The 12655-nt window shown below is 62.3% G+C and carries 10 protein-coding genes and 1 pseudogene; 6 read left to right on the top strand and 5 right to left on the bottom strand.

Annotation, left to right across the window (positions count from 1 at the left end; all coding sequences use genetic code 11):
• Window positions 1-65 precede the first annotated feature (65 nt).
• Both BQ4436_RS06945 and BQ4436_RS06940 read right to left on the bottom strand, forming a co-directional pair.
• Window positions 66-2486 carry a bifunctional lysylphosphatidylglycerol flippase/synthetase MprF gene (locus tag BQ4436_RS06945; RefSeq protein ID WP_070976100.1) on the bottom strand — a complete coding sequence of 807 codons (2421 nt, stop codon included), beginning with the start codon at window positions 2484-2486 and terminating at the stop codon, window positions 66-68.
• Window positions 2483-3700, bottom strand: a complete 1218-nt coding sequence (locus tag BQ4436_RS06940; protein WP_070976099.1) for an alpha/beta hydrolase — start codon at window positions 3698-3700, stop codon at window positions 2483-2485. Before BQ4436_RS06940 ends, BQ4436_RS06945 begins: the two co-directional genes overlap by 4 nt.
• 68 nt (window positions 3701-3768) lie before the next feature.
• On the opposite strand from BQ4436_RS06940, the gene BQ4436_RS06935 reads away from it, so the two are divergent.
• The 5 genes and pseudogenes from BQ4436_RS06935 (at window position 3769) to BQ4436_RS11670 (ending at window position 8563) form a co-directional block, all read left to right on the top strand.
• A complete protein-coding gene (locus BQ4436_RS06935; RefSeq protein WP_176754829.1) occupies window positions 3769-4359 on the top strand; it encodes an esterase/lipase family protein in 591 nt (196 codons plus the stop codon).
• 95 nt (window positions 4360-4454) lie between these two features.
• Entirely contained in the window at window positions 4455-4994 is a 540-nt protein-coding gene (locus tag BQ4436_RS06930; protein ID WP_070976095.1) for a YceI family protein, read from the top strand.
• Between the two features lie 21 nt (window positions 4995-5015).
• Entirely contained in the window at window positions 5016-6506 is a 1491-nt protein-coding gene (locus BQ4436_RS06925) for a gluconokinase (RefSeq protein ID WP_070976093.1), read from the top strand.
• 50 nt (window positions 6507-6556) lie between these two features.
• Window positions 6557-7723 carry a YibE/F family protein gene (locus tag BQ4436_RS06920; protein WP_070976091.1) on the top strand — a complete coding sequence of 389 codons (1167 nt, stop codon included), beginning with the start codon at window positions 6557-6559 and terminating at the stop codon, window positions 7721-7723.
• Between the two features lie 19 nt (window positions 7724-7742).
• Window positions 7743-8563 (top strand): annotated as a pseudogene (locus BQ4436_RS11670) (glycoside hydrolase domain-containing protein).
• 88 nt (window positions 8564-8651) lie between these two features.
• Here BQ4436_RS11670 and BQ4436_RS06905 read toward each other — a convergent pair.
• From BQ4436_RS06905 to BQ4436_RS06895, 3 genes are all read right to left on the bottom strand, one after another.
• Window positions 8652-9488 carry an aldo/keto reductase gene (locus BQ4436_RS06905; RefSeq protein ID WP_070362853.1) on the bottom strand — a complete coding sequence of 279 codons (837 nt, stop codon included), beginning with the start codon at window positions 9486-9488 and terminating at the stop codon, window positions 8652-8654.
• Between the two features lie 9 nt (window positions 9489-9497).
• Window positions 9498-9857 carry an FKBP-type peptidyl-prolyl cis-trans isomerase gene (locus BQ4436_RS06900; RefSeq protein ID WP_070362854.1) on the bottom strand — a complete coding sequence of 120 codons (360 nt, stop codon included), beginning with the start codon at window positions 9855-9857 and terminating at the stop codon, window positions 9498-9500.
• Between the two features lie 99 nt (window positions 9858-9956).
• Window positions 9957-11252: a citrate synthase gene (locus BQ4436_RS06895; protein ID WP_070362855.1), complete on the bottom strand. Its 1296-nt coding sequence runs from the start codon at window positions 11250-11252 to the stop codon at window positions 9957-9959.
• A gap of 269 nt (window positions 11253-11521) precedes the next feature.
• Between BQ4436_RS06895 and serC the strand changes: the two genes are divergently transcribed.
• Window positions 11522-12649, top strand: a complete 1128-nt coding sequence (gene serC, locus BQ4436_RS06890; RefSeq protein ID WP_070362856.1) for a phosphoserine transaminase — start codon at window positions 11522-11524, stop codon at window positions 12647-12649.
• Window positions 12650-12655: the final 6 nt, after the last annotated feature.

Raw genomic sequence — 12655 nt, 5'->3', positions numbered from 1 at the left:
CGGCCTGCGCAAATAGGCTGCGGGGGTTTCGCATTTCTGCAAAGAACGCGAATACACTAACTTATCTACCCTCTTTGCGCAAGATTTGGCCGGCCCAGGAACTCCTTGACCACGGTCATCATGTCCGACTTCTTCATGTCCGGCAGGTAACAGTGAATGACTGCTAGCGAGATATTGGCGAGTGACATTTCGTCTTCGTACAGCAGGTACCAGCCTTGGTGCGTCGGGTGGAATTTGTGCTTCGAGGCAGCGAGTGAGCGGAAGCCGTAGAGTGGCTCGATCGTCGCACCGGCCTTATCCAGGATGATTTCTACGAGTGATTCCGGCGCATCCGTTCGAGCCAGCGGCGCTCCGGAGAGGGAGACCCATCCAAGTCCTTGCTCGGCGGCGATCCGGGCGCTTTCCGCAAGGAGGAATTCGATGGCCGGCCGGAACCCGTTCGCGTCGCGGCGCATGAAGTCAAGGGTGTAGCCGACGAGGGCGCCGCCTTCGTAGACGGGCAGCCAGCTCGTCACTGCGTGCAGGCTGCCGTCGTCGCCCACTGCGAGGAGGAGTTTGGTGTCCGGGTCGCGGAGCTCGTCGAGCCCTCCCAAGGTGAAGCCCATTTCTGGAAGCGCTTTATCCGCGACCCATTGTTCTGAGAGCGCGACGATGCGCTCACGCATTTCCACTGGGCTTTCGGCCCAGCTCGTCCACACGGCGCGCACTCCCTCTTTTGCTGCGCGGTTGCGCGCGGTTCGGATGTTTTGAAATTTCTTGCCTTTGAACTCGATGTTGTCCGTCAGCAACATGGATTCTTCGGCGACGTGGATCCGTCGGAAGTCGGGGCGAGCAAAGGTGCCGGGCACTGAGTACCACGCGACTCTCCAGCCTTGACGTGCGGCGAACTCTTCAAACGCACTGGCAACGGCTTCTTCTGTCATCGTGCCGCGGTACACGGGACTTCCGACCGTGACAGCGACGTTGTAGGAGACGCGGTACGCGACGACGCCTTCTCCGTCGCCGGAGTCCGTCCCGCAGAAAAAGTAGCGGTTTCCTTCCCACAGCCCCATCCACGCGAGGTGGTCACCGGACCCATGGACCAGAATCTCCCGCGCTCGCTGGCGGTCCTGCGCGTGTGCTTCGGACGGCGGCGCGGACAGCACCTTAAACAGCGCAATCAGCGCGGTAATCCAGAATATGATTCCCACCCATTCGTAGAAGATCCACGCCACGGAGCTGATGGGGAACGCATGCGTTGGAGCCAGCACAGCTACCACGGGTGGGAGGTATCTGTTCGGCAGCTCAGCAAGCAGCGCGCTTATCGACGCCCCTCCGAGGAAGCCGTCTCGCACAACCCAGGCTCCGCAGATCCACAGTGCTGCGGTTGCTAACCACGCTCCTCCTATGATCGCAGTGCCACGATACCAGTTGGACGGAACCGTGAACCGGCGGCCAGTGGCAATGAGGACTGCAATGGTGACCAGCCACGGGAGAACGACCAGTATTGTATTCACAGCGGTAGAGCCGTCTGCTCCCCCACCGATTGTTTGCCAGCAGATAACCGCAATGGATCCAACGCTGACGAGGACGGCTGCCCACCATGCCAGTTTCCTGCCATGCACGAGCCCCAGTGCAAGGATGGCTGACAAAACGATAGGCAAGGCGTTCATCAGCAAGGGTCCGAGACCATGCTGACTGTTTACCGCCATCGCTTCCGCGCAAGCGACGGATGTAGCGTCAGCGCACCGCTGGGCTACTAGATGCCCTGCGACTGTCGGCTCCCACATCAGCTTGCTCACCCCTGCGAAAGGGCCTTGCGCGGCGGGGTTGATCGCCGTGATTACTGGCCCGATTGCAACACTGAGAAACAGGGCAGCCACCAGGACCCGTGCTTCCCGCAGCGACATTCTGCGTGGCGTACCTGTGTCCGTGACAAGGACGCCAGCGACGGCTCCTGCGACAATGGCGACAAGTGCAACGACGCCTGAGAGTGAACCGTCGTAGAGCACAAGGGTCGTCATCATCGCAAGCATCACGAGGCGGAGGCGGCGTCGCCACAGCACGCCCATGAAGGCAGTGGCGAATGCGGCGGGCCCGAAGATCCACGCGACCGGAGACACAAAGGTCTCGTTGGCAAGGTCTGGGCCCCACAGGTTAAAGCCTGCTCGCTCGATGGCACTACCGATGATGAAGCCGAAAGGAAGCGCTACAAACTCGGAAGCCGTCGCCACAACCGCGAAGCGAGCAGAGCCAAGTCGCACCTCGGCTGGAACTGCGAATAGCAGCGCTGCGACAGTGGCCAGGATGAGCCCGACGAGGTTACCTGCGGTCAGCCCTGCGGTGGCCCAGTGCCAAAGGTCGGGATCAACGGGAAGGCGCAATCCGAAAGCCTCCCGCGGGGCCGCACCCGACAATACGCAGGCTAAATACGTGGCCCACGCAATACTCAAGACGCCGAGCGTGACTGGAACTTTCCTCAAACAGGTGCTGATCAAGTGTTTCATTGAATTCCTCCGCGTTGAGCAACGAAGTCAATGTCTTGGCGCAACGCCACTCGCCACACTTCGAAGCTGTGCCCACCTGGCAGCGAGCGAAATGTGGTGCTCATCTCGGCTTTCTGCGCGAGCTCGTTTTGGTGCGGAAGCGCTGCCATAGCCTCTTGGTCACGCTTGCCGGCGGCAAACCTTCCAGCGATTCCCTTGTAGGTCGCAGTCCCGATTGCCTCCTGAAGGAGCGTTTCCGGGTTCACCGCTTGGAACGCTGCCTCGTCGCCGCCGAACAGCACGTCGACGGTCCGTTGGTGCCCGCCTAGGTTCGGTTCAGCCTCACCCGAGTAATCAAGGAACGTCCCGTAGGCCGTGGGATCGTTGGTAATCACTTGGAGTGCGCACGTGCCGCCGTAGCTTAACCCACCGATTGCCCACGTGCGTTGGTCTTCTTTCACACGGAAATTGTCCTTGACCAGCTGTGGAATTTGCTGGGCAAGGTAGGTCTGGATTTGCAGATCCGGGCCATCCACGCACCCGGGGTTCCCGGTGGTTGTTCCTGTACCGTCCGCGCTGACGACAATCGGGGCTACGCCGTCGTGTGCAACTTGGTAGTCGTCGAGCGTCTGTTGCGCCCCGCCTTCGTCAAACCACCGGATTGGGCTGCCGGGGCTTCCTGCGAGCAGCACGAGGACTGGTAGGTGCTCGCCATGCCAGTAGGCGGGCGGAACGTACACAATTGCATCGCGCAGCGGTGGGGCAGGCAGGGTCACTAGGGCGCCCACTTCCCTGCCGTCGAGGGTCGGGGCGGTCGTCGTTTCGCGGAACTGATCCAAATTCATGGACACGGTGACCGGGACCGGGCGGAAGGACCCGAGGGTCGGGTACTGCTCATAAACAAGGTTGACCGCGAGGTACGCCAGCATCAAAGGAATCACTGCGAGCGGGGCGAGGCGCCACCGCCACCGCGGCGCCAAGAAGATGGTCGCCACCACGAACACGGCAGCTGCACAGCTGGCGTAGATGTGCCACGGAATTGCATCCGGGAACGGCTTCGGCCACACCGTGAGCAACAGGTACGCTGCTGCGAGCAGCGCTGCCGCGATTGCGAGTGCAATGCGCCGGTGCTGACGGCCGTACCACAACGCGACAACCACGGAAGCAGCTAAGGAGAGGTAGATCGCCCAGGTCGCGCCTGTGCTGACCACGGATAACGAACGGATTGCATCCACGGCGAGTAGTTTAAGACGCTATGGCGTTGCTTTCCTACGTGCCACGGATACTTCCATCGCCTTCAACAGTGAACTCCCAGACAACGGGCCGGATTGTGGTCGCCCTCCACGGCACTGGCTCTTCCCCTTTTGTCTTCCGCCGCCTTGCACACGAACTGGAAAAACATGGGATTGGGTTGATTGCGCCTGGCTACGGCCATCGGGCAACGGCAGGTATCGACGCCTCGTCCCAAGAGATTGCGGCGTTCCTCGACAGCCTGGCTGCGCAGCAGGTCGATGTTGTGGGGCACTCGTATGGCGCGCTGATCGGGCTGAGGGCTGTTCAGCTGAGCGCAATAGCCACACGCTGCGGCACGATCGTGGGCCTCGGAGCCTCGTGGCGTGGCACGCACGGCATTGCGCGTCTGTTTCCGCCTGGACTTGTTCGGGCAGTGGTTGGCGACGCGTTCGTCGAATTGGAGCATTTCCGGGAGGAGCCAGTGGCCCCTTCCGGTACCGAAATCGTCTCCATCGTTTCGGATGCTGACCGCATTGTTCCAGCGTGGTCATCACGGTGGGGAGACGTGATCGAGGTGTCTGGTGTATCGCATGCGGCGCTGGCGTTGCGGACGAATGAGATCCTGGCGGCGCTCGGGGTATGCTCTTCCGGCACCGGCTGAACAGCAACAACCCTACATTGTTGATACATCACCAATAATCACCTACACTCGCACCTGCAATCATTTTTGATGACACGTCAACGAAAGTAGGAATCATGTCTCAGCTCACCGGTACATACAAGCTCGACCCGGCACACTCCTCCATCGGCTTCACCGTCCGCCACGCGATGGTGACGAAGGTCCGCGGCGAGTTTACCGACCACGACGCCACCATCACGCTCACCGACGATCTGGCAGCAAGCACGGCACAGGGCACGGTCCGGACTGCGAGCGTCGATACCCGAAACGAGGACCGCGACGCACACGTGCGCGGCGAGGACTTCTTCGATGTGGAGAAGCACCCGGAAATGACGTTTACCTCCACGGCATTCAACGTAGATAATGCCGGCAACGGCACCGTCACGGGCGACCTCACCATCAAGGGCACCACGAAACCAGTCACGTTCGAGGTTGAGACCTTCGGCGTCGAGGAGGACCCGTTCGGCAACACGCGCATCGGGTTCGAGGCCAGCACGTCAATTAACCGCACCGATTTCGGCATCGATTTCCAGGCCCCGCTCAACTCGGGCGGCATGCTCGTGAGTGAGAAGGTCGCCATTGAAATTGAGGGCTCCGCGATCAAGCAGAGCGCCTAGTCTCTGCCGTACCATCGGGGTATGAGCGCTACCAAAATCCCAACCATGTCGGTCCCCGTACAGGACTCCCGCGGGCCGTACGTCCTCGGCATCGACGTCGGCTCGACCGCGAGCCGCGGCGGCCTTTACGACGCCACCGGCCGCCCCGTCAAGGGCGCGAAGCAGCGCGTTGCGCACGCGTTTACTACCACCGCTGACGGCGCGAGCACCATCGATGCCGACCAGGTCGTCGCCGAGGTACGCAAGGTTATCGACGACACCGTTACCTTCGCCGCAGCGCATGACCTGCGCATTGAGGCCGTCTGCATGGACTCGTTCGCCTCGAGCCTCCTCCTTGTCGACGCCCACGGCGACGCCCTGACCCCGCTGTACACCTACGCGGACTCACAATCCCGCGACTACGTCGAACGGCTCCGCAACACAATCGACGAGGCCGAGTACCACCAGCGCACCGGCGTGCGCCTCCACACGAGTTACCACCCGGCGCGCCTCGCCTGGGCAAAGGAGCAGCTGCCCGAGTTTGCGCGCGCAGCCACGGTCATGACGATCGGCGAGTACGTGTACCACAAGCTCACGGGCATCCATGGCCTGGCGGTCTCTACTGCGGCGTGGTCGGGCGTCGCCAATGCACACACCGGGAGGCTCGACACCGAGATTCTCGACGCCATCGGCGTCCCGCACGACATGATCCAGCCGCTGCGCTTCCCCGACGAACCCGACTACCCGGATGACACCGCGTGGCCCGCGCTCAATGGGGTGGCGTGGTTCCACTGCATCCCAGACGGCTGGCCGTCCAATGTCGGCCCCGGCGCGACCGGCCCCGACACCATCGCGGTAGCCGCGGCGACCTCTGGCGCGATGCGCGTCATCCTTCCGGAGGTGCCAGCTGGCATCCCGGAGGGACTGTGGTGCTACCGCATCGCACGAGACAAGGCCATCTTGGGCGGCGCACTCAACGACGTCGGGCGTGCCGTCACCTGGCTCGAGGAAACGATCCAGCCCGTGGCCCCGGATGAGATCGCCGCGGTGCTTTCCTCCGGGCCAGGGCGCGCCCCGCTAGTGCTGCCGTTCTTTACCGGCGAGCGCTCCACCGGCTGGGCCGCGAGCGCGCAAGCGCAGCTCTTGGGCATCACCGCGGCAACTACACCGGCCAATTTGTGGCGGGGCGTGTTTGAGGGCATCGCCATGTCGTACCTGAGGGTCTACGAGCAGCTCAAAGAGGCAGGCGCGGTCCCCGAGCGCGTGGTGGCCTCCGGCCGCGTCACCGCTGACCACCCGGCATGGTTGTCGGTGCTCGCGGACGCGCTCGGCTGCGAGGTCGTCCCCCTGGAGATGAAGCGCGCTACCCTGCGCGGCACCGTGCTCATCGCACTGGATGTCGTCGCCCCCGAGGTGCGGCGGGCAACCCCGCCGTTTGGCCAGGGCCACGGCAGCGTGGATGCGCACCGCGAGTACTTCAAGGAGCTCCACAGCCGCTTCGAAGCTGCGTATCGCACGTTAGTTGCGCGGTAGCTCTACAATCAGTCTGATTGTCCCAGTACTGTTCTCACAAGGGAGCTTCGTTGGCACGCCACGCAACCCAGTCATCGCCATCCCCGCTGCGCACGGCACGCGGCGCGCTAGTAGCGTTCCTCGCGATTGCCGACATCGCCACGGTAGTGGGCCTCGCCCTACTGTGGCCGGGAGGCAAGCAGCCAGAAGTCCTGCCCGGGTTTGAGCAGACCCAGACGTCGACGGCGGAAACCGTCAAGGCCACCGTCATTGAACACTCGGTGGCTTCCTGTGGTGGCGTCGCAACGCCGAACCACCCTGAGTGCGACTTCCTGCGCGTAGAGCTCAAGTCCGGAGGCACCACCACGATCGAGACAGCGCAGCAGCCGGGTACCCCGGAGCTTTCGGTCGGTGACCGCGTGGTGCTCTCGGTGCACCACAACCCCGAGACTTCGTACTCCTTCCTTGACATGGATCGCTCGATACCGCTTGGGCTGTGGCTCGCGCTCACGCTGCTGGTCGTCGTCGTGGTTGGGGCATGGCGTGGGGTGCGCGCGATTTTCGGCCTACTGTGTACGTTGCTTGTCATCTTCGGCTTCCTGGTCCCCGGGCTGCTGCTCGGCTACAGCCCGGTGGGACTTTCGCTGGTCACGGGGGCCGCGGTGCTCTTCCCTGTCATCTTTGTTGTGCACGGCAGGAATTGGAAGTCCGCGTCAGCCCTGGCTGGCACCCTGACCGCGCTGGGGCTCGCGGCACTCGCCGCGCACCTCGCCATCGATACGACGCAGCTGCGCGGCCTTGCCGACGAAAACAACCTCCTCATCCACATGTACCTCCCCCAGGTGCAAGTGCCAGGCATCATGCTCGCCGGATTCATCATCGGTGCCCTCGGCGTGCTCACCGACGTCACCATTGCGCAGGCTTCAACGGTGCAGGAGCTCTACGAAACTTCGCCCGACGCTCGGCCCCGCGCCGTGTTCGCCTCCGCGATGAAGGTCGGCCACGACCACATTGCGTCGATGGTCTACACCCTGGTCCTGGCGTACATGGGCGCTGCCCTCCCCCTGTCGATGCTGTTGCAGGTCGCCGACCGGCCGCTGACCCAGGTGCTCACCTCCGACGTGGTGGCCACCGAGATCATGCGCTCGAGTATCGGCGCGATCGCGTTGGTCCTGGCAGTGCCGATCACCACGGCGATTGCCGCGTGGACAATCCGCGCTCCCCAACCCCAACAGTAATGTTGCTAGAGTTACGGGTGTGACTACTTTTAATCGACGCCGCTTCCTTCAAACCACCGCACTCGCTCTCGCGGGCGCAACCCTTGGCGCCACCGCGCAAGCCCACGCCCAGGGCCGCATCCTCGGCACCGTGATCGACTACGCGGGCGGGGTTCCGTCCGGTCGCGCAGTAAAGGCCGCCGGGCACCTCGGCGCTGTCCGCTACGTGTCGGAGCGCCGCCCCGGCGCGAACTGGATGCTGGGCAAGCCCGTCACGCTGGGCGAAACACAGGACTTCGCCGCGAACGACCTCGCCACGGCGTCCGTCTACCAGTTCGGCCGTGCCGAGACCGCCGACTGGCTCGGCGGCGCCGGGGGGGCGGGGCGGCGGGGGCCGGGGGGTGGGGGGCGGCGGCGGGCCGGGTGTGAGGTGGAGGGGGCGGGAGGGGGGGAGGAGGGGGGGGCATCGCGATCGACGACAACCCCTCGCGTTCCCAGTACCTGAACCAGATCCGCCCCTACCTCCGGGCGTTCTCCGCGGCGCTGACGCTTGGCGGCTACCAGACCGGTGTATACGGAAACATCAACGTGATCCAGTGGTGCATCGAGGACGGCATCGGCTCGTTCTTCTGGCAGCACGACTGGGGCTCCGGCGGCAAACTGCACCCGCGCGCAAACATCCACCAGAAAGCAAAGTGGACCGGAGTGATCGACGGCGTCACGGTGGACATCAACAACGTCTACAGCGCCGATTGGGGCCAGTGGACCCCTGGGCGACGTGGCCCCGGCTTCACCCTTGGCGACCTGGGCAGCTCCCAGCTTTCATCACGCTTTGATTGGCGCGCGCTGCTGCCGAAGTAGCATCACGCAAAGTAGCGTCACCAGGACATGGCAAAACCCCGGTGCACAGAGCGTAAAGGCTCGCCGCACCGGGGTCTTTGCGTTTGTGCTAGCTAGGGTCTCCCGGGAACTCGCGCGGGTCATTCGACATCCGCTCGCCGCTCAACGCGTCGAGCGCTGCGATATCTTCCTGCGAAAGCTCGACCTCGACCGCCCCGAGATTCTCCTCGAGGCGAACTGGATTCGCCGTCTTCGGCACAACCGAGCATCCCAGGCTCATCACGTACGCGAGCGCAATCTGCGCCGGGGTCCGGCCGTGCTTCTCGGCGAGGCGAGTAAACACCGGATCGTCAAGGTTCGCGCCTCGCGCGAGCGGCGCCCACGCCTCGGTGACAATCCCCTTTTCCTGGTGATAGGCGCGCAGCTCCTGCTGAGTAAACCCTGCGTGCAGCTCCACCTGGTTGAGCACTGGCGCGACGCCGGTGTGCGCGATGATCTCATCGAGCACCTCTTCATAGAAGTTCGCCACGCCTACCGACTGCAACCGGCCCATGCCCTGCAGCTGCACCAAAGATTCGTACGCTTGCACGAAGGTCCCGTGCTGCGGCCACGGCCAGTGCACGAGGAAGAGATCGATAAACTCGAGCCCCATCCGCTGCAGCGACTCCTCGTAGGCTTCCGCTGCACGAGTCTGGTCATCGTTCCATAGCTTCGAGGTGATGAATAGCTCTTCGCGAGTCACATCACCGGCCGCAATCGCGTCGGCGACCGCGCGACCAACCTGCTCCTCATTGCCGTAAAAGGAGGCAGTGTCGATGTGGCGGTAGCCCAACTCAATAGCTCGCCGCACGATGTTGACGCAGTCTTCACCTTGCAGCTTGTAAGTGCCCAGACCTAGCAGCGGAAAATCATAACCGTCGTTGAGTGTTGTCACTGGAATGCGCATATCGAATCCTTAGCGCGCGTCAAGCAGGTCGATAATGAACACCAGCGTCAGGCCGGAGAGCGGGTGGCCGCCACCAGCAGGGCCGTACGCCTTCTCCGGCGGAATCGTCAGCTTGCGGCGACCGCCAACCTTCATCCCCGGGATGCCCTCTTGCCAACCCGCGATGAGGCCAGCCAACGGGAACTCCGCGGCCTCGCCGCGGTCCCACGAAGAGTCGAACTCTTCACCGGTTGCATAGTCAACACCCAGGTAGTGCACCTGCACATAACCGCCTGCTACAGCTTCGGCTCCGTCGCCGACTACGAGATCCTCGATGACAAGGTCCGTTGGGGCAGGTGCTTCAGGTACCTCAATCGTGGGCTTTTCCATACGTGAATACTCCTTGCGTCGTTCATTCATGGCGAAACCGCCGGGTACATATCCCCAAAGTATAAAGGAAGATACGTACCCGGCGGTGAACGCTAGAGATTATCGCTGGTCACGCGGCACAAAGTCACGCTTCGTGTAGCCGGTGTAGATCTGGCGTGGACGGTTGATCTTGGAGTTCATCGCCAGCTGCTCGCGGTACTGTGCGATCCAGCCCGGGAGACGGCCGATGGCGAAGAGCACGGTGAAGAAGTCCGTCGGGAAGCCCATCGCGCGGTAGATCAGACCGGTGTAGAAGTCTACGTTCGGGTAGAGCTTGCGCGAGATGAAGTAGTCGTCCTTCAGCGCGATCTCCTCGAGCTTCATCGCCAGGTCCAGGAGCTCGTCGCCACCGAGGTGCTCCAGCACCTCGTGTGCGGTCTCCTTGACGATCGCTGCGCGTGGGTCGTAGTTCTTGTACACACGGTGGCCGAAGCCCATTAGGCGGACGCCCTTTTCCTTGTTCTTCACGCGGTTCATGAAGTCGGTGGCGTCGCCGCCGTGGTTGTCCTTAATGTCCTCGAGCATCTCGAGCACAGCCTGGTTTGCACCACCGTGCAGCGGGCCTGCCAGCGCGTTGATGCCGCCTGCAATGGAGACGAACATGTTCGCCTGCGCGGAAGCAATCATGCGGACCGTGGAGGTGGAGCAGTTCTGCTCGTGGTCTGCGTGCAGAATCAGCAGCTTGTCCAGAGCCTTCACCAGGATCGGGTCAACCTCGTACGGCTCGGTTGGGTAGCCGAACATCATGCGGAGGAAGTTCTCGCGTGCGTTCAGCGAGTTGTCTGGGTACATGTACGGCTTACCGCGGGATGCACGGTATGCGTACGCCGCCAGCATCGGCACCTTCGCCATCAGGCGAACGGTTGCCTTGTCCAGCTGTTCCTCGTCGAGCGGATCCAGCTGGTCCTGGTAGTAAGCAGAAAGAATGTTCACGGACGACGCCAGCACCGCCATTGGGTGTGCGTTGCGCGGGAAGACGTTGAACGCGGCCTTGAAGTCTTCGTCGAGAAGCGTGTGGTGACGAATCTCGGAGTTGAACTTCTTGTACTCATCCGTCGTTGGAAGCTCGCCATTGATGAGGAGGTACGACACCTCGTTGAACGTTGCATTCTGCGCCAGTTCAGCGATGTCGTAGCCACGGTAACGCAGAATGCCGTTGGCGCCATCGATGTAGGTGATCTTCGACTCGGTCGAGCCAGTGGACACGTAGCCCGGATCGAAGGTGACAAGCCCAGTCTCCCCGAGGAGGTTGCCTAGCACCACTCCGTCGTTGCCCTCGGTGGCGGACTTGATGTCCATTTCGAATTCGCCACCTGGGTAGTGAAGTACAGCTTTGTCTTGACCTTCAGAAGCCATAGCAAACCTTTCTCAGAAGTTTCGGAAACCCTATTCCTTGCGGGATGCAAGGAGGTTGCAATTTACTCCCGCAATGCTAGCAAAAAATGTGACTCGCCCGACACAACTCAATAAATCTATTGACCACCACACCCCCATTTGTTCGATTTTCAAGTATCCGGAAAAGAGCTGGCGAAAGGCGCCCCGGGCGCGTCGTTGGGTAATAAGATGCAGTGAGACGCGAGTGGCGTCGTCAAGTTTCTCTACCCCCTGTTACAGGAAAGGCTGTCATGCAAACATTTCCGGTTCTTCCCCCAGCTCTGCTTCCTAGCGATGGGCGTTTTGGCTGCGGCCCTTCAAAGGTTCGCCCGGAGCAGCTCGAGGCTATCGCGAAGGGCGCGGACATCATTGGTACCTCTCACCGCCAGCCAGCTGTGAAGAATCTTGTGGGTGAGGTCCGCCAAGGTTTGCACGACTTCTTCAGCCTTCCGGAAGGCTACGAAATCGTGTTTTCGCTCGGAGGCGCGACCGCCTTTTGGGACGCCGCTACCTTCGGCCTCATCGAGACGAAGTCTGCACACCTGACGTTCGGTGAGTTTTCTGGAAAGTTTGCGAAGGCCTCGGCCGCCGCACCATGGCTGGCTGATCCGCAGATCGTGGACTCCGCACCCGGCACCGCACCTTCGCCGCACGAGCTCGACGGTGCCGACGCCGACGTCGTTGCGTGGGCACACAACGAGACTTCCACCGGCGCGATGGTCCCAGTTCGCCGCCCGGACACCGATGCACTCGTAGTTATCGACGCTACCTCCGGCGCCGGCGGCCTCCCCGTCAATGTGCACGAGGCGGACGTCTACTACTTCTCGCCACAGAAGTGCTTCGCTTCTGACGGCGGCATGTGGTTCGCCGTGATGAGCCCAGCCGCCCTGGAGCGCATTGAAAAGATCCAGGCGTCTGGCCGCTTCATCCCCGCGTTCCTGAACTTGCAGACGGCCGTCGATAACTCACGGAAGAACCAGACGTACAACACCCCGGCAATCAGCCCTCTGTTGATGCTGGCGGAGCAGGTTCGTTGGATGAACGAGCTCGGCGGGTTGGATGCGATGGTTGCTCGCACGACGGCTTCGTCCTCCCTGCTGTACAAGTGGGCTGACAACCACGAGTTTGCAACGCCGTTCGTCGAGGACCCTGCAGCCCGTTCCAAGGTCGTCGGTACGATCGATTTCGACGAGCGCATCGACGCAGCTGAGCTGGCTAAGGCGCTTCGCCAGAATGGTTACCTGGATACGGAGCCGTACCGCAAGCTTGGCCGCAACCAGTTGCGCATCGGTCTGTTCCCTGCAATCAAGTCCGAGGACGTCAAGCACCTGACCAAGTCTATTGACTATCTGATCGAACAGGGCGTGGGCCAGAAGTAGTCCAGA

It is taken from the genome of Corynebacterium sp. MC3 (assembly GCF_900099485.1).
Lineage (GTDB): Bacteria > Actinomycetota > Actinomycetes > Mycobacteriales > Mycobacteriaceae > Corynebacterium > Corynebacterium pseudogenitalium.
This window is presented reverse-complemented; position numbering and strand designations above follow the sequence as displayed.

What these genes read in the sequence shown, in the direction of transcription:
- BQ4436_RS06930 (WP_070976095.1), top strand. Translation starts at nt 4,455, where the DNA reads ATGTCTCAGCTCACCGGTACATACAAGCTCGACCCGGCACACTCCTCC.
- BQ4436_RS06945 (WP_070976100.1), bottom strand. Translation starts at nt 2,486, where the DNA reads ATGAAACACTTGATCAGCACCTGTTTGAGGAAAGTTCCAGTCACGCTC.
- BQ4436_RS06900 (WP_070362854.1), bottom strand. Translation starts at nt 9,857, where the DNA reads ATGGAAAAGCCCACGATTGAGGTACCTGAAGCACCTGCCCCAACGGAC.
- serC (WP_070362856.1), top strand. Translation starts at nt 11,522, where the DNA reads ATGCAAACATTTCCGGTTCTTCCCCCAGCTCTGCTTCCTAGCGATGGG.
- BQ4436_RS06905 (WP_070362853.1), bottom strand. Translation starts at nt 9,488, where the DNA reads ATGCGCATTCCAGTGACAACACTCAACGACGGTTATGATTTTCCGCTG.
- BQ4436_RS06895 (WP_070362855.1), bottom strand. Translation starts at nt 11,252, where the DNA reads ATGGCTTCTGAAGGTCAAGACAAAGCTGTACTTCACTACCCAGGTGGC.
- BQ4436_RS06925 (WP_070976093.1), top strand. Translation starts at nt 5,016, where the DNA reads ATGAGCGCTACCAAAATCCCAACCATGTCGGTCCCCGTACAGGACTCC.